The sequence below is a fragment of the Paenibacillus sp. FSL M7-1414 genome (genome assembly GCF_038003195.1).
GTDB lineage: Bacteria > Bacillota > Bacilli > Paenibacillales > Paenibacillaceae > Paenibacillus > Paenibacillus amylolyticus.
This window is the reverse complement of sequence record NZ_JBBOOS010000001.1, coordinates 428303-446162: the sequence shown is the minus strand read 5'-3', so window position 1 is coordinate 446162 and position 17860 is coordinate 428303. Positions and strand designations below refer to the sequence as shown.

Sequence of the window (17860 nt, the reverse complement as noted above, 5' to 3'; positions counted from 1 at the left end):
ATTCTATGTTAAGAATTGAGGCGAGGCTCGTTATCCTATTCAGGGCCGAAAGAAAAAAATTTTTTGACCGTTTAGAACTATTTCTTCTCCTCACCAGTCTAACGAGTGTCAAGCGAACTCAAGCACTTCTATAGAATCCAGGCCTGGAACGAGCGGTGACTTGAATATTTAGGTTGATCAGGGGGGATCAGGAGTGATTAGACTGAACCATAGAAAGACAAAAGAAGAACAGTTCAGCGAAAAAATAACAGAGATTCAAAATAAATTATATCGACTGGCATACTGCTATGTTAAAAATGAACAAGAAGCGCTGGATATCGTATCCGAAGCGGTCTATAAAGGGTACATCGCTTATGGAAAGATGGAGTCCATGACTTATTTTGATTCCTGGATGTCACGAATTGTGATTAACACAGCGATAGATCATATTCGACGCAACCAGCGAGTGACCTATATGGAGGATCATGTGCAGGAGTTTGTATCTCCAGAGCGAGGGGCATCCCTAGAAGAAAAAATGGATCTATATGACGCACTGGACCGGCTTATCCCCGAGGAAAGAGCCTATATTATATTAAAATTCTTTGGTAATATGCGTTTCCGGGAGATCGCTGAAGTGCTCTCCCTGTCGGAGAATACCGTTAAGTCAAAATTCTATCGGATTATCAACAAATTAAAAATGGATTTAATTGAAGGAGAGGTTGGAGATCTATGACAGGTAAAGATCGTTACGAAAATATTGAAATCCCTGCTCAACTTACTGACGTTATTCATCATGCACAGAAAAGAGCCACTGCTCGCAAGAATTCATCTCGAATGATTCGTTATGCCTCAGTCATAGCGGCATGTGCTGCTTTTCTCTTCGTGGTGAACATCCCTTCCGTAGCAAACGCCATGTCCAAAATACCTGTGGTCGGCTCTATTGTTCAGGTGTTGCAATTTGGCGATGGAGGCAAAGTTACAGATGGAGTAACTGTGGGATCGGAAGCAACCGAAAATACGCTAAAAATCAATTTTAGCACCGACGAGCATGCTCAGACTAATGATGCACCCCATTATAATGTGGTACACAAAGAAGCACCGAATCGTATCCTCTTCACTTTTAGCGGTGCACGTTACATGGATATAAAGAATGTCAAAGCCGACTTCATGACCCAGCCTTTAGTGAAAGATGTTTATGGTTCCATGATTTTAGACGACTCTTCCGTCGGATTCGTAGTTGTTTTAAAAGAAGGGGTACAGTATGCCGTAACGGAATTCAAGAACCCTGGATACCTGGAAGTGAAATTGACTTCCGACGGCAAACCGGTCACACCTCGGAAGGTATACTCTCTCCGCACAGAATCAATGCCTTTTGGAGAATCGATGGGTATAATTAAAGAGTCCTATCCGGATGAGGACATCTCTTTCCTCAAAACGTCCACTGGTGAGTTTACAGCAGTTATTGGAGAATATCTTACCGCTGAAGAAGCTGAACAGAAGCTCAAAGAACTAGCTCAGCAACCGGATTATCATGAGAAGTTTTATGTGGACAGCTGGATGAGTAACGAGAATCCGAAGTGATTAGTTATTGCCAAAAGTGATGCTGATCCAAAAGGGAATCCTACATCCCTGAACTGGGCATAGACCTCAGCATATTTAATACGCTCGATCCAAAAAAATCCCGATTCGGATGCCCTGAGCATCTCGGATCGGGATTTTCACATATTAAAACCTATTCGCTTTTGGATACCAGCTTGAAATCATCAAAGTGGAAACCTGGCGCTACTACGCAAGTTACCAGTACAGGCTCATCGCCCAGCGGACGCGCTGTCTGCCATACGCCGGCAGGAACGAGCACCTGTGGTGATTGCCCCGCAGCAATATCCATCCCCAGAACAAGAACTTCCTCGTTCTCCGGGTTCTCCCCATTGCCACCCAGCTTCAGTTCAACTGGACTGCCGCTGTGCCACAGCCAAAGTTCATCGGACAGAACCGTATGCCACTCGGAGATTTCATGTGCGTGCAGCAGGAAATACGTGGAACTTGCCGAGAATCGTGGACCGGAGTATGTATCCGGCAGAACGGACTGTGGAATCTGATAAGACGCCTTCCATTCTTCCTTATACCAACCGCCTTCAACGTGAGGTTGCATATTGAGCGCAGCAACCAATGGCGATAATTCATGTGTCGTCATAACCTGTTTCCTTCCTTCCAAATCATATTGAAGGCACTCCTTAACCAGAGTTTCGCCTCTCTCCCCCTACTCTAAAACATCATTCAAGTTTTGTCACCTTGACAGCACATAAGTGCCATGCCGAATTCATTCTCTCGGTATTTAACGATAGGATTAAAGAAATATTTCATTTCCAATGATAGCGTTTACAAAAAGATGGATGTTCCGTTATGATATGGATATCGTTGTTAATCCGTGAAGCAGAGGGGAGCTGTACCATGAGTCTCATAGAGGACCGGATTGGACCCAAATACCGAATCGGTGAACATTCATTTACCATTGAACATATGCGCAGACATGATGGGAATGGTATGCCGCAACCTCACGCTCATCCATTCTACGAACTGTATTACTTACTTGAAGGTGAACGAGTGTATTCCATGAATGGTCAGATTCTGTCCGCCCGCAAGGGTGATTTTATTCTGATTAATCCACACGATGTACATACCACCTCCAAAGGAAGTATTCCCGGCTTCGAACGGATATTAATCGGTTTTTCTCCTGCTTTTGCAACGGGGATGGAACTTGGCATATGTGGTCTGCTGCCTTTTAATTGTTCAAGACTCCTTCGCCTGCCTGAAGCGGAACAGCCCGAGATGGAGCGTATATTGTGGCAGATGCTGCAAGAATGCAAAGAGCGACGCCCTCACTATGAGATCGCCGTAAGAAGTCTGCTTGCCCAACTTTTGATCCGTATCCATCGGGTAGAGGAGGACATCCGGCAGTCATGCCCCGGTCCCTTGCATCCGATGCAGGACAAAATCAGTGAAATTGTCACTTATGTGAATAAAAACTATACCGAACCACTTACATTGGAGGGTGCAGCCAATCGTTTTTATATCAGTCCATCCTATCTGAGCCGAATGTTCAGCCGATTTACGGGGTTTCGGTTTAGCGAATATTTGCGTGTTGTTCGTGTCCGGGAGGCACAACGAAGATTGCTGTCCACACAAGAGCGTGTCCAGATGATCGCTGAGAAGGTAGGATTTGAGCATACGGCTCATTTTAACAAAACATTCAAACAGGTTACCGGTACAACACCGCTGCGCTATCGTAAGGAACACCGGTAGATCATCAGATAACTTCATATAAAAGCCGAGTGGGTAGCCTCGCTCCAGAGATTACGCATTCCTTATATCAAAAGGCATCACGATTACTGGATCATGGCTGCACCACTACGGCTGAATTGGACCAAATTGTATAACCCTATTACATACTTTTTATCTACGAATGATCACGCCACTTCGCACCTCGGGACCCACAGATATCTGACGACCGTCTGTGTCTGCATCGCCTTCACGACATACAATGCCTGCGGACTCGTGTCCGGTCACCATCAGAAGTCGGCCATCCGCACCTTTTCCCTGAATGCTCTCTAGCTCCGCCCCTTTGCACTGGTGCAAATGAACCAATGGACCTTCGGTGATCTGCGCTTGCAATTCAGCGATATGCAGATGTTTCGCATGAGCACATTGGATACCACTGCGAGCTTGCACGTTGTAACGCTGGATGATCACCCCATCCAAAGGCTGTTCCGGCAATCCACTCACAAGCAACGCAGTGTCGGCACCCGCACAGATCACATCCGATATTCGAATATCTCGGAACACTGGCGTCTCTTCGCTAATCTCCTGAGATAGATCACTGCCCCGGGCAGACCCTTCCTGATTTGCATAGAAAAAGGAAAACGAGATCGCTTCCATAATGATATCTTTCATATATATGCGCTCAATCTGAATGTCCTCAACCACTCCGCCGCGCCCACGTGCGCTTTTGAAGCGAAGTCCAATGTCCGTTCCGATAAACGTACAATCCGACACACGCACATGCCGCACTCCACCGGACATTTCACTGCCAATTACAAACCCGCCATGACCGTGATACACCGTGCAATCCCGAATGGTGATGTACTCCGATGGAAGACCCAGTTCACGGCCTTCGGCATCCTTGCCTGATTTCAGACAGATCGCATCATCACCGACATCGAATACACTATTCTCCACCACCACATGACGGCAGGATTCAACGTCCAGCCCATCTCCATTCTGAGAAAACCACGGATTCCGCACACTCACGTTACGAATGGTGACATGCTCAGATGCCCAGGGGTGCAGATTCCATGCAGGCGAGTTCTGAAACGTTGGACCGTCCAGCAGTACCCGTTTGCATCTCCGTAAACTGACCATGTTGGGACGTAAAAAGTCTCTGACTTCTTCATAGGCAGCGACATCACGCACCTGCTCCTGATGCAATCGATTCGCGATGGTGCCACCCTCAAGTGCAGCTGCGGTAGGCCACCAGATTTCTTCATCTCCGCCGGATTGCTCTACAACACCACCGGAAGCGACCAATTGGTTCCATTGTGAAGTGGTCATTTTGGAGCGTTTCACCGGACGCCATGCCTCCCCGCCCCCATCCCATATCCCCTCACCAGTAATCGCAATATCCTCCAGTTGATCACCATCGATCGGGGATTGGCAACGTACCACCTGCCAGCCTTCGAAGCTTGATGCAATTAATGGGTATTGATCAAAATCTCGGCTAAACGTAACCAGTGCCCCTTCTTCCACATGTAGTTCGATCCGGCTGCGCATTACAATCGGACCTGTGAGCCATACCCCGGCAGGAATTACGATTCTCCCACCTCCTGCTTCAGCACATGAAGCGATGGCAAGTCGGAACATCTCCGTATTATCTGTTACGCCGTCTCCAACAGCTCCATAGTCTGTAAGCTGAAAATCCTGTACAGGAATGACAGGCAAATTGGCTTCATAAGCTCGAACATCGGACTGGGCACTTGCTCCTGTCGACATTGGGGAGTGATATGTATTCATCGTGCAGAATCATCCTCTCTACATGTAATGGAATTGTTATAGGGTCAATACATCGCTTTTACTTTCCTTACTTACGTTCAAACGGACGCTCTCTCGCTCCATCATATCAATGGCATGACGTGTAGGGTTGAGCTTTCTTGCCATGTACACGTGGAACTTGATGCTATTTGTTTTGTTAATCAGAGTCATAAATCAAACATCACTTTCAGTATACTCTATACAACTATTCCAAAGGTTGGAAAGCAACTAGGAGAATAGATTCATTTTTCTGTCAGGATTCGTCACAAGGAGTTTAATAACATGACAGATATATAACATATTTTCTGGCTATAGCCCTAGGGAACCCATTACTTATGTCATGTTTTATCACAAACTAATTGCCATAAGCAGGATGACTATGTATGATTAAATAACTAGTTTCAATTTATTCCTTATTATTCCTTTTACACACAGACGTTGCAGAAAGGATGGGGTGTACTCTTGATTGAATTTAGGGGTGTCCAGAAACATTTCGGTCATTTTCATGTCCTCAAGGATATCCATCTTCACATTGAAGAAGGAGAAGTCGTCGTCATTATCGGACCTTCCGGCTCCGGCAAAAGCACGTTACTCCGCTGTATTAACCGCCTGGAGACCATTACCGAAGGTGAACTTGTCGTCAGTGGGATTCCTCTACATCAGAAAAAGGTGGACATTAACCTCTTCCGCCGTGACATCGGCATGGTATTTCAACACTTCAATCTTTATCCTCACAAAAAAGTCATCGATAACATTACCCTTGCACCCATGAAGGTGCGCAAACAACCCAAAGAACAAGCAGCCGCAACAGCAATGAAGTATCTGACCCGAGTGGGCATTGCCGACAAAGCAGACAGTTATCCCTCCCAGTTGTCCGGTGGACAGCAACAAAGGGTAGCCATCGCCAGAGGACTCGCCATGGAGCCCAAAATCATGCTTTTTGACGAACCTACCTCTGCTCTCGATCCCGAGATGATCGGGGAAGTCCTCGATGTTATGCGTTCCCTTGCCCATAATGGCATGACCATGGTCGTCGTTACCCATGAGATGGGATTCGCCCGTGAAGTTGCGGACCGGGTCATCTTCATGGACGAAGGCCGAATTGTAGAAGAGGCCAACGCTACTGAATTTTTTGACAACCCCAGAGAAGAACGAGCACAGCAATTCCTGAGCCGTCTGATTCATCATTGAGAATAATCCACTATTCCATTTTGAAAGGGGTCTTTATTCATGAAGAAATTATTGAAATGGCCATCATTTATGCTTGTCCTCATTCTCTCCCTTGTATTGTCAGGTTGTAGTACAGGTACAGATACACCTTCGACGAGCGGCGGTGTTGACGCCGAGGCGAAAGGCACGATTGAGCGGATTAAGGAACGCGGCAAGCTCATTGCCGGTGTGAAATACGATACGAAGCTGTTTGGCTTGAAAGATCCTGCAAGTGGCAACGTTGAAGGATTCGATATTGATATCGCCAAAGCACTCGCCAAACAAATCCTTGGAGATGAGACCAAGATCGAACTGAAAGAGGTCACTTCCAAGACACGTATTCCGATGCTGCAAAATGGAGACATCGACATCATCATCGCCACGATGACAATTACGGATGAGCGTAAGGAACAGGTAGATTTCAGTGATGTTTATTTCGAGGCAGGCCAATCCCTGCTGGTGAAAAACGACAGTGCGATTACCGGCCTGGAAAGCCTCAGCGGGGTGAAAGTACTCGCGGTGAAAGGCTCCACATCCGCTCAGAACATTCGCGAGAAAGCCCCGGATGCTGAGGTGCTTGAATTCGATAACTATCAGGATGCATTCACTGCTCTCAAAGCAGGTAAAGGCGAAGCGCTGACCACAGATAACATCATCCTCATCGGTATGCAACAGACGGATAACAGCTTCCAATTGGTTGGTGGCAATTTCACAAGCGAACCTTATGGTATGGCCATTCGCAAAGGCGACACTGCCTTCGTGGAGGAAGTCAACACGCTGCTCAAAAGCATGAAAGACAGCGGGGAATATGACACATTACATGAGAAATGGCTCGGCTCCAAGCCCGAGTAACCCGAATTAAGATAGGTAAGCGGCGAATTCGTCTGCTGGATGCGAAGCATGAGCAGACGTAATCGCCGTTTCTACATCTGGAGAACGGAGGCTTCGCCTATATGGGCACATTGGATTTCAGCGTACTGATGCGACACTCGGATCGTTTTCTGGAAGGGTTCCTGAATACGATTCAAGTGAGCATTATGGCTCTCATTGGCAGCTTTATCCTTGGCGCGATCCTGGCTATCTTTCGGATATCCCCTGTGAAACCCCTGAACTGGATCGGCACGGCTTTTGTGGAATTTATCCGAAACATCCCATTGTTGCTGGTTGTGTTTTTCTTCTATCTTGGACTGCCTGCACTAGGCATCTCGCTGGATGGATTTGTCTCCGGTACTCTGGGTCTGACCATCTACACCGCCGCTTTCATTGCCGAAGCAATCCGAGCGGGCATTCAGACCGTGCCGCGTGGACAACTGGAAGCAGCAAGGTCTTCAGGTTTGTCCTATGTACAGGCCATGAACCTGATCATTCTGCCCCAGGCCATCAAGATTGTACTGCCGTCCATCGGCAACCAGTTCATCAATTTGGTCAAAAACTCATCCATTCTTGCCGTTGTCGCTGGTATGGATCTTATGTATTTTGCCGACTTGGTTAACTCGGATACATTCCAGCCGCTAAGTGTGTACACCATTGTTGCGCTGTTCTATCTGGTGCTGACACTACCACTCAGCTTCCTGGTGCATTATATGGAGCGCAGGTTTGGACAGAGCGATGCAGAAGCGCGCAGCACCAAAGGCAAACCGAAAAAGAACAAACCGGCAGGTCAGGTCACCATGTAACAGATCGACTTGTACCTGGCGTAGATTTTTAGGGAAATATATCGGCTTGTCCATGCCCCATCTATTGATCTTCGATATTCCATTCCTGCATACAGAAGGAGGCTAATAAAATATGGACTTTAGCGGGGCCTATGCGTGGCCCAACCTTCGTTTCCTGCTTCAAGGATTCCTGATTACCCTGCAGGTAGCAGGGCTATCCATTATATTCAGCTTTGTGCTCGGCACTGTGCTGGGTACGATCCGGTTTACCCGTATCCCTGTTCTGTCACAGATCGTGGCAGTGATCGTGGACACGATCCGAAATCTGCCGCTGTTGCTCATCATTTTCTTCATCCACATGGTACTTCCACAGCTCGGGATTAAAATGGCCGTCTTCTGGTCCACAGTTGTTGGACTGAGTCTGTTTGAAGGCGCGATGATCGCTGAGATCGTCCGTAGCGGTCTGAAGTCTGTTGAGCGCGGTCAGGTGGAAGCTGCCCGCTCCTCGGGCCTGAGTTACATGCAGACTCTCGGTGGCATCATCATGCCACAGGCGCTACGCCGCATGTCCCCGCCGATGGTCAGCCAGTTCATCTCACTCCTGAAGGATACTTCACTGGCGATCATCATCTCTCTGCCGGAGCTGATGCACAACGTGCAGATCCTTGGCGGTCAAAGTTTTGATTACATTATCCCGGCCCTGCTGCTCGCAGCCGTATTGTATTTTGTCATCAACTACGCGCTGTCCATTGTCGCAAGGCGACTTGAGGCACGGATGAATTGATAATCGGAGAGAATAAGGCATGAAGGCGCCCCAAAGACTCTAAACCCACCTATGCAGTGGATTTGGAGTCTTTGGGGCTACAGTTATGCTCATCAATTCACAAGCTTCCCACCAATTTCTAACGAACTGAGGGAAGCTTATTTAGCTATTTTGGGGATAGTTTCTAATCTAACGAATCGTAGACGCTCTATTCTTCCGATTCACCCCACTTTTACCCCCTATTGCAGGGTTTTGTGTAAAATAACTTCACTGAGATTCGTTACATTTTTCATTTCAGCTTATATCCCGAAATTAGACGCCTCAGGTTCGTTAAAACTTACGCCACCACCGCGAATTAAATAAACACCCACTCCCACTATTAATGATTCACCCGATTCGCCCAATTCGTCCACAATCAGCTCATCCGCTAGATCGCTGCTCCGTTGCGACGTAATTCCGCCTGTAACAGCGCGATCGGCAGTTCCACCGGGTCCAGCTTCATCTTCACTGTGAGTGCAGCCGCTGTTCCCGCGGCCTCCCCGGTAGCCATACAGCTTGGAGTCAACCTTGTCGTTGCATGCGCCTCATGTGTGGTGGAGATGCAGCGTCCTGCCGCCAGCAGATTGCGGATATTTCGAGAGATCAGACAGCGATACGGAATATCATATGCTCCATCTCCCTCTATAAAGGCAGCCACAACGCCTTGACCCGAAGGGTCATGAATATCAATCGGATAACCACTTCTGGCAATCACATCTTCAAATTTTTGTCCTGCAACCACATCCACCTGGGTCAAAGCGTAATGACCTATGATTCGCCTGGATTCACGGATACCAATCTGCGTTGCTACTGCCGAGATCGAAGCCCGTTTGAATCCAGGCACATCACGCTGCAAAAACTCAGCGATCATCAGCACCTGCTTCCGGCCTTCCTGTTCCGCAGAGGTTAGATCCTCGGCATCCGTCGCATCAAGTCCCTGCACTCGGGTACAATTAATCAGCACTTCATCCTCTGCCGGTCCGGTAAAAAACAATACCTGGTCGCGATTAATCGGCACACCTGCTTTTTTCCACTGGGAATAGAATCCACTCACCCCGGTTAACGGAATGCTGTCCAGTTCAGCAAAAGGAGTTTTCACATAGAAATCCTCCGGGTGCTCCAGCATGTATTGTTTCACTCGTCCAAGATCCACACCACGCATGCGGAATTTCATGGTCATCGGCTGTGACTGATGGTCGCCGTCTCGTCCCTTTGCCACAGAAGCACCCGCAAGATAAGCCAGATCCGCATCCCCGCTTGAATCCACAAATACATTCGCCTGGAATTCCATTCTTCCAGACTTGTTGGTCACTCGCACCGCTTCCACCCGTTCACCTACAACGACCACCTCGTCCACAAAGCTGTGTAACAGCAGCCGGACACCAGCCTCCTGTAACATCTCTGCCGCAACCACCTGAAAGATGGCTGGATGGTACGGCGTAACGGTATGCACAAATCCAACTGTATCGCGCAGATGCCCCGGAGAGCCACCACGTGCCTGCAAACGATCCACAATCTCCTGCGCAATGCCTTTAATGACCTGCTCACCACGCTCCGTATGGAAAGTCATCCAGGGATAGACCATAGCGGCAGTTGACATCCCGCCCACGAATCCATATCGCTCCACCAGCACTGTTCGTATACCCTGCCGTCCAGCCGCAATGGCTGCCGCTATACCCGCAGGGCCCCCTCCCACAATAACGACATCTGCTTCTTCTTTTTTCATGCTCTTCTGTTCACGCAAATGTTGTCCCTCCTTCCGTTCTATTGCACATGTTGCACTGCTCACTCTTTCAGCCCTGTCATGGCAACCCCCTCAATGAAGCGCCGTTGTGCCAGGAAAAAAACAATTAACAGTGGCAAGGTTGCCATGACGGTGGCACTCATCAGATATTGCCAGGCTGTACCCACTTCATCTGTGAACAGGGATAATCCAAGCGGCAGCGTCATTAGATCACGCGAGTTAATGAAGATCAACGGATCAAAAAACTCATTCCAGATGGTCACAAACGTGAAGATCGTCAGCGTAGCCATACCCGGCTTGGCAATCGGCAGCATAATTTGCGCATATATCCGGAATCGGTTGCAGCCGTCCATCATCGCTGCTTCCTCCAGCTCCGTTGGCACCGTAATGAAGAACTGCCGCATCACAAAGATGCCAAACACACCACCCGCCCCAAAGATCGGCAGTAAAATCAACGGAAGATGGGTATCAATCCACCCCAGTTGTCGCATGAATAGAAACATCGGAATCGCCGTGACCTCATGGGGAATCATCATCGCACTTAGCAGGATGAGAAATACCACATTACGTCCTTTGAACGGAATTTTGGCAAATGCATACCCTGCGAGGGAGGCAAAGAATACAGTTCCTAGCACAACCAAAGCAGAAATGTAGATACTGTTCCAATAAAAACGGTGAAACGGAATCAATTGAAAGACATCGATATAGTTCTGAAATCGGAATGTTTCCGGTATCCACTGCGGTGGATAGGTGAATATGCTCTGGGGTTCCTTGAATGATGTCGATATCATCCAGATAAATGGCACAATCATAATGAGCGAAATCAGAGTCAGCAACAAATACGTCCCCAGAGTACTTCCTATCTTCCGCCCCGAAGGACTAGGCATCGCCTTCATTGAATACCCACCTCTTTCGGAGCTGCCATTGCAGCAGCGTCAGAATTAGCACGATAAAGAACAGCACATATGCGAGAGCAGAAGCGTAGCCAAACTGAAATAGTTTGAATGCTTTTTCCCAGATATAATAAACCAATACCTTGGTGCTGTTGCTCGGCCCGCCCTGTGTCATCACATAGATCTGCCCGAATACTTTGAGTGAACCAATCACAGTCATGACTACGGTCAAAAACACGGTTGGCGTGATCATGGGCAGTGTGACGTGAAAGAAAGTTCCCCTCTTGCCCGCCCCGTCTAATGTTGCCGCTTCGTACAGCGAACGCGGTACCTGCTGAATGGCTGCTATGAACAGCACCATGTTCAGACCTACATTTTTCATCACACTTGTCACGATAACCGCTGGCATTGCCAGATCCTGATTGTAAAGCCAAGCCGGACCCTTGATGCCCAGCATCAACAGAAGCTGATTAATCAATCCAGACTCTGTCGCATACATCAGCTTCCACACGATGGCCCATACGATCAACGAGGTCATGACCGGAACAAAGATGGCGGTTCGGAAAATTCCGATGCCCCGCAGATTTCTGGATAGCAGCAACGCAAGTAGCAAGGCGAGCACAATATTAAGCGGCACCAGCCCCGCTGTGAAATAAACCGTATTGGCAAGCACTTTCCAGAACATCGCGTCTGTCATAATATTCCGGTAATTCTCCAATCCAATAAAATGATGGTCCCCCAGCAGCGGCCAATCGGTCAGGCTCATGTATAACGCGAGACCCATGGGAAATAACAGCAGCAGGGTAAACCCAAGCACCATCGGCGATACAAACAGCCACCCCGCGATCTGGGCCTCTCTGGCGAGCGGCCCCCCTCTTTTGCGCTTGCGTGAATGGGTCAATCAGGCCTCCCCCTTTTAATCAAATTTCCTCCGAAGCTGAACTCTGCGACGATTCTATATAAGGTGAACTATACATTTACACAAGAACGTAGAGGACAGAAAAAACCTGAAGAAGCGAAGTGGTCGCCTTTATCCCCGGATTTCCCCTTTATATATGGGATTCAAAAAAATCTGGGGATAACAGCGATCGGAAGGTTGTTCTGGTATCGGAGTGGCAAGTGTAAATATTCTTTAGTTCAACTTATATAGTCCGGACGGTTCAGACTGTCCACCGCATTGCGGAACCCGTTCACAGCCCTTCGCAGCTGTTCCTCCGTATTGCCTGTCACGACCGCCCCAAGCATGATCGCCTTTACCCCGGTATCGTGCAGCACCCGAACATCCTCCGGCACCAGCTTTCGCTGGGAAGGGACCAATACCGGTACCTGGGCCTGCAAGACCAGACGGCGATACTTGAGTACATCCGCGAAGCTTAGCGGTGTACCATATTCTTTTCCAGGCACAATGGATGCCTCCAGAGCGGTGAAGCCGAAGTGAGCTGCCGATGTTACGAGGGAAGCATCATATTCCTCATTGATCGCAAACGTTGGGTCCAGCCCCAAGTCACTCAGCATGAAAGATGGCAAGTGATGTGCATAGATGGAATAGAAATCAAAACCCAGCCCGGAAAGCCTCTCCACATCCTCTCGCCTTGCTCCATCAATACTGCCAGAAGGTACGACCCCTACCGGACCACCAAACTCACTGCGGATCGCCCGAAACACCTCGGCGTACATGTCCAATGGACCAAAATGATTCCCGCTGGCGCGATGACCGACATTATAATGCACCTTCAGTGCATCAGCACCCTCTTCCATGGCTGCCCGAGCCAAAGCGATATCATTCTCAGGCAGGCTGACCACCAGCGACAGCGCTTTCCGTTCAAGTAATTCTTTGAATTTGCCCATCGTTCTCACCTCCGGTTCCGATCGAATGATTTAGGGTTGCAACACGCTTTGGATCTCTTCCTGCATTTGTTTCAGGTTATCCTTAGCTGTCGCTGTCTTTGCAAACAGTCGGTCAAATCCCTGCAATACCGCATTGTCGATATCCTGCCAACGGATATGACCGGGGATTAAGCGCGCTTTTGGCATTTCATCAATGACCGCCTGCCCGATATGCTCTTTGCTCGGGTTATTCGGCTGAAGAATGAATGCATCTGAGTTCAGAACAGAGGTACGCGGAGGTACAAAGTAGGTGGCTGTCGCCTGAATCCCCTGCTCACTGGCAAAATACTTCAACAGCTTCTTCGTTTCCTCTGGATGTTTGCTGTCGTTGAACATGGCATATCCGGCCTGCCCCAGCATCGGCACACTGCCTTGAGAACCGGAAGGCATAGGAGCGATGCTCCATTCAAAATCCGTAATTTCTCTTGCTTTGGAAACATAGCTGTAATTATCAAAGAACATGCCCACATTACCCGCATCAAAGCTGACCTGTTCGCCCGCCTTCGGATGTGATTCATCGGTGAACATCATGCGTGCCAGTAATTCAAAGGTCTGTACGCCATAGGCATCGTTCCAGGTGAACGTTGTCATGCCTTCGTCGAATGGACTGCTTCCATTGGACCAGGAGTAGGAGGAAAGCACCGCCCAGGTCTTCCAGTCGCGAAAAAAGTTGGCGCCATAGATTCGGTTAGTCGCATCCTTGCTGGTAATGGCTTTGGCGGACTCTTCGAACTGTTCCCATGTCCATTTTCCTTGGGTGGCAAGTGAGTTTGGATCAGTCAGGCCGGCTTGGTCGAACAGCGATTTATTATAAAACATCACCACCGGAGGTGTAGAAAAAGGTAATCCCAGCAGTTGATCGCCATCACGGAACAAATCCAATGTACTTGGAATATAATCATCCAGCTTAAACTGTGCATCATCCTTGAACTCCGATACATCGGCCAGAATGTGGTTGGACTTGAATTGCGGCACCATTCGCTCCGATACCCAGGCGAGATCGGGAAGAGAGCCTCCGGCGGCAAGCACCGAAATTTTTTGCTGGTATTCTGCGAAAGGTACGGATTCCATCGTTACTTTGATGCCTGGATTTTCCTTTGTGAAGTCATCAATCAACTTGTTGTACACATCCATATGCGCCTGATTGCCCCACATCATGAACTTCAGCTCGACCTCTCCATTCTCTCCGCTTGAACTGCCAGATTCACTGCCGGAATTGGAGCTTGTGCACGCGATTGAAGCCATCATCATGAATATAAACACCAGTATCAGTCCTGCTTTTTTCATGGAAATCCCCCTTATGGACGTCGTGGTATACATGTGCAACCAAAGTATAACGAAAGCATCGTTCCCCCTGAAATCACGTCAACTACAGAAATGGTATGGTTTTTCAAGAGATACTGAATCGGTCTCGATATTCTCCTGCGGTCCATCCCACCTGCTGCTTGAACACCAGCATGAAGTGTTTGGGGCTCTGATGCCCGGATAACCGTGCCACATCATAGATTTTGAGACCCGTGTTGATCAGCAACCACTTGGCCCGCTCCATACGTGCCTCCGTGATGTATTCGGAATAATTGATGCCTATTTCGTTCTTGAACAATTGGCTTAAATAAGTAGGGTTCAAGTTAACAAGATCGGCTATCGTCTGAAGTCGCAGATCTCCATCGGGATGTTGCTTGATGTGCTCCTTCACATCTCGGATAATCTTCCGTGTATCTCCACCAGCGTGTTCTGTTTTGCCAGATGGCTCAGGGATAGAAAGAGTTGTAATACCGTATCTGCGATCCAGCAGCAATTGAATCTTTTGTATGCATAATGCCAGTTCATAACGATCGATTGGCTTCAACAGGTAGTTCAACACCCCGAACTCCATCGCTTTGCGTGCATATTCAAATTCACCGTAACCGCTAATGATGAGCATTAACAATTCAGGGTACATGTCTCTGGCTTTGCTTACCAAAGTTAAACCGTCCATTTCACGCATGCGGATATCCGTGATTAACACGTCCGGCACCTCACATCTCAGAAAATCCAGCGCCTCGGTACCGCTCGATGCTTCGCCCGTTACCTGAAACTGAGAAGACACTTGTACGATCAGTTCCCTCAGTCCCTGACGGATGACCGTCTCATCCTCTACAAGCAATACTTTATACATGCGCTTCAATCCCCTTTCGGTAGAAGTTGAATGGATATCGTGACCACCAGGCCCTGCCCGGGACTCCCATCAATGCTTAGGCTGCCGCCTTCTCCATACATGAGGCGAAGCCTCTGAGCGATATTGTTAAGCCCCAGACTGTCCCCGGCATGGCAACGTAATGCCTCATTGGAAGGCTGTTTTGATATGGATTCATTTAACTCGTCAATCTTTGCCTGAGTCATACCCTTACCGTTGTCTCGCACGCTAATCAGCAGCTCATGGTCGAATTTCAAGGCAGATACCCAGATTACTCCTCCATTTTCCTGCCCTTCAATGCCATGGTAGACTGCATTTTCCACCAGCGGTTGCAATACCAGCTTGGGAATCAAATACTCGGCTATCCCTTCTTCGATATCATAGATAATCTCTAACTTGCCGTCGTAACGTACCTGCTGAATGCGTACATAGGATTGTACAAAAGCAAGTTCTTCTCCAAGTGGAACCATCCGGTCCACCTTATCAATCGTATAGCGCAGCAGCTTGCCAAGCGCCGTCACCATGTCCGATACCTCAGCATGCTTCTGGCGAATGGCCATCATGTTAATGGACTCCAGCGTGTTATATATAAAATGGGGATTCATCTGGCTTTGCAACGCTGACAACTCTGCCTCCCGCTCTTGAATGCCCAGCAGAAACACCTCATTGAACAGCCGATGAATCTCTTCCATCATTCGGTTAAAGCCCCGGCTAATCTGTCCGAATTCATCACTGCTGAAGTGTGCTACACGCTGGCTAAAATCTCCCTGCTCCACCCGAATCATGTGGTGCTTCAGTCGAATCAGTGGCCGGGTGATACGATAAGATAACAGAACCGCCAGAATTGCTATACCCGCCATACATAACACTGCGAACCATATTGTAAAGGTGAGCATCTCACCCGACTCCTTTTGAATCACAGCAATAGGTGTAAGACTGATCACCGAAAGCCCAGAATAGCTGGAATGGTGTTGTACATAGAGATAGGGCTGCCCATCCAGAATAACTTTTTGGTTTCCTGCATAGCTTTGAAGCTGTCCCTGCATTAGCAACTGGTCGTACGCAGACATTCCTCCGGTTGAGGTCCGTTCGAACAGCAGACGCTGCTTGCTGTCTACAATCATCAGGCTTGCATCTTGCTCATAATTCAGATTGGATAACAGTTGACCGAAGGCCTCCAGCCGGATATCAATCAGAATGTAACCCAGTCGCTGGAGCGTACCCGGATCTCGAAGCACTCTGCCCACCGATATATACGATTCTTGCTGACCACCCGTGTAATAGCCGGGTTCATGCGGAGGAAGTAGGCGCCATGTCCCTTCCGAGTCTTCAAGCTCTGCAAACCAGTCATCCTGCCTGCTGTCCCATACCGGCTTGACCGCCAGTGAATCGAGATTGGAGAACAAAATGCCGCTGTTGCTGATCAGATGAATTCCCCGAATCTCCGGTCGGTCATAAGCTTGACCAGATGTGTAGAGCTTCATTTTCAGATAATCCTCAGACCTCGCCCATGTACCCGACCCCATTGGAGCGTTGTATTTCCCTAGAATGCCAAGCACCATCTGATCGTAAAGCGGCAAGAGCGACAACCGCTCAAAGTCCTTCAGCAGACGATTCAGATTGGCGTTAATCTGGCGAACCATATCAATGGTGAACTGCTCGGTCTTGCGATCCATCGTCTGCGAGAAATGCTTGTAGTTCATCACTCCCTGCAAACTTAGCGGCAGCAACGTCAGCGCCAGGAACAACAGGAGCAACTTGGTGCGCAGGTTTACGTTTTTTCCGAAAAAAATGCGTACCTTGTCCATCATTTCCGTTCATCCCTCCCTCTCCCGATCATTGTATGAGCCCCCTTCACAGATCAATCTGGATATAACTGGGGTCATCATATCCAGTTTTAATGATCATCCGCTATCCTGCCAATCCTGGAATTGGTACGGAATTTCAAGTTATCCGCATAGGTTTCAGGGTGAACGCCAAAAAGCCGACTGTATCGCTACAGTCGACTACGCTATTTCTATAGAACACTAATTAGACAAAAATACCGACTGCATTATGCAATCGGTTGTCTGTTCCTGAGATGGCTTTTATATTTGAATCGATTATATTCATTAATCAGCTCGTCCAGTACCATGGACTGTCGGAGGACTTTGTTGTCCTGCATGCCATGATTCTCCGCCAAACGACTCAACTCTTGCCTGTTCCGTTCGATTTTATCTGTGATCTGTATCGGTTCACTCACAGCATGCACCCCCTCTTTGTATAACATTTTAGGATACATTGCCAAAAAATTCATATTTTATTCCTTTGCAGAATAAAATATTTATTTACATAGAGATACTTTCAACATCAAGCAATTTGCATAGAGAGTTGACGTCTCTTCTTTTCTACAAGATGTGGGCAAAGAAAATTATAACATGTCTACATATC

General features: G+C 48.2%; 17 protein-coding genes. 7 read left to right on the top strand and 10 right to left on the bottom strand.

Annotation, left to right across the window (positions count from 1 at the left end):
• Window positions 1-193 precede the first annotated feature (193 nt).
• A complete protein-coding gene (locus MHH92_RS02130) occupies window positions 194-712 on the top strand; it encodes a sigma-70 family RNA polymerase sigma factor (RefSeq protein ID WP_101314859.1) in 519 nt (172 codons plus the stop codon).
• A complete protein-coding gene (locus MHH92_RS02125) occupies window positions 709-1560 on the top strand; it encodes a hypothetical protein (RefSeq protein ID WP_340901683.1) in 852 nt (283 codons plus the stop codon). The genes MHH92_RS02130 and MHH92_RS02125 overlap by 4 nt, the downstream gene beginning before the upstream one ends.
• Before the next feature lie 151 nt (window positions 1561-1711).
• Here MHH92_RS02125 and MHH92_RS02120 read toward each other — a convergent pair whose 3' ends face one another.
• Window positions 1712-2173: a cupin domain-containing protein gene (locus MHH92_RS02120; RefSeq protein ID WP_017691032.1), complete on the bottom strand. Its 462-nt coding sequence runs from the start codon at window positions 2171-2173 to the stop codon at window positions 1712-1714.
• A 257-nt stretch (window positions 2174-2430) separates the two neighbouring features.
• Here MHH92_RS02120 and MHH92_RS02115 point away from each other — a divergent pair, with 257 nt between their 5' ends.
• Complete coding sequence (locus MHH92_RS02115) at window positions 2431-3282, top strand: AraC family transcriptional regulator (RefSeq protein WP_036616653.1); 852 nt, start codon at window positions 2431-2433, stop codon at window positions 3280-3282.
• A 150-nt stretch (window positions 3283-3432) separates the two neighbouring features.
• Here the strand turns inward: MHH92_RS02115 and MHH92_RS02110 are convergent, their stop codons facing one another.
• Window positions 3433-5046 carry a glycoside hydrolase family 28 protein gene (locus tag MHH92_RS02110; protein ID WP_282319599.1) on the bottom strand — a complete coding sequence of 538 codons (1614 nt, stop codon included), beginning with the start codon at window positions 5044-5046 and terminating at the stop codon, window positions 3433-3435.
• Between the two features lie 480 nt (window positions 5047-5526).
• On the opposite strand from MHH92_RS02110, the gene MHH92_RS02105 reads away from it, so the two are divergent.
• The 4 genes from MHH92_RS02105 (at window position 5527) to MHH92_RS02090 (ending at window position 8712) form a co-directional block, all read left to right on the top strand.
• On the top strand, window positions 5527-6255 hold the full coding sequence (locus MHH92_RS02105; protein WP_211084485.1) for an amino acid ABC transporter ATP-binding protein: 729 nt from the start codon (window positions 5527-5529) through the stop codon (window positions 6253-6255).
• Between the two features lie 39 nt (window positions 6256-6294).
• Window positions 6295-7125, top strand: a complete 831-nt coding sequence (locus tag MHH92_RS02100) for a transporter substrate-binding domain-containing protein (protein WP_127548003.1) — start codon at window positions 6295-6297, stop codon at window positions 7123-7125.
• A gap of 101 nt (window positions 7126-7226) precedes the next feature.
• Entirely contained in the window at window positions 7227-7949 is a 723-nt protein-coding gene (locus tag MHH92_RS02095) for an amino acid ABC transporter permease (RefSeq protein ID WP_036616642.1), read from the top strand.
• A 112-nt stretch (window positions 7950-8061) separates the two neighbouring features.
• On the top strand, window positions 8062-8712 hold the full coding sequence (locus tag MHH92_RS02090) for an amino acid ABC transporter permease (protein WP_340901682.1): 651 nt from the start codon (window positions 8062-8064) through the stop codon (window positions 8710-8712).
• 406 nt (window positions 8713-9118) lie between these two features.
• On the opposite strand, the gene MHH92_RS02085 is transcribed toward MHH92_RS02090, so the two are convergent.
• From MHH92_RS02085 to MHH92_RS02050, 8 genes are all read right to left on the bottom strand, one after another.
• The gene (locus MHH92_RS02085; protein WP_340907611.1) at window positions 9119-10456 is read right to left on the bottom strand and encodes an FAD-dependent oxidoreductase; all 1338 of its coding nucleotides are present in this window, start codon (window positions 10454-10456) and stop codon (window positions 9119-9121) included.
• Between the two features lie 59 nt (window positions 10457-10515).
• On the bottom strand, window positions 10516-11370 hold the full coding sequence (locus tag MHH92_RS02080; RefSeq protein WP_340901681.1) for a carbohydrate ABC transporter permease: 855 nt from the start codon (window positions 11368-11370) through the stop codon (window positions 10516-10518).
• Window positions 11354-12268: a carbohydrate ABC transporter permease gene (locus tag MHH92_RS02075; RefSeq protein WP_340901680.1), complete on the bottom strand. Its 915-nt coding sequence runs from the start codon at window positions 12266-12268 to the stop codon at window positions 11354-11356. The genes MHH92_RS02080 and MHH92_RS02075 overlap by 17 nt, the downstream gene beginning before the upstream one ends.
• Window positions 12269-12504: 236 nt before the next feature.
• Window positions 12505-13215, bottom strand: a complete 711-nt coding sequence (locus MHH92_RS02070; RefSeq protein WP_340901679.1) for a hypothetical protein — start codon at window positions 13213-13215, stop codon at window positions 12505-12507.
• Between the two features lie 30 nt (window positions 13216-13245).
• Complete coding sequence (locus MHH92_RS02065) at window positions 13246-14541, bottom strand: ABC transporter substrate-binding protein (RefSeq protein WP_340901678.1); 1296 nt, start codon at window positions 14539-14541, stop codon at window positions 13246-13248.
• A gap of 103 nt (window positions 14542-14644) precedes the next feature.
• The gene (locus MHH92_RS02060) at window positions 14645-15412 is read right to left on the bottom strand and encodes a response regulator transcription factor (protein ID WP_340388623.1); all 768 of its coding nucleotides are present in this window, start codon (window positions 15410-15412) and stop codon (window positions 14645-14647) included.
• A 5-nt stretch (window positions 15413-15417) separates the two neighbouring features.
• Window positions 15418-17241, bottom strand: coding sequence for a sensor histidine kinase (locus MHH92_RS02055; RefSeq protein ID WP_340901677.1), 1824 nt, complete (start codon window positions 17239-17241; stop codon window positions 15418-15420).
• 242 nt (window positions 17242-17483) lie between these two features.
• Entirely contained in the window at window positions 17484-17672 is a 189-nt protein-coding gene (locus tag MHH92_RS02050) for an aspartyl-phosphate phosphatase Spo0E family protein (RefSeq protein ID WP_315372307.1), read from the bottom strand.
• Window positions 17673-17860 lie beyond the last annotated feature (188 nt).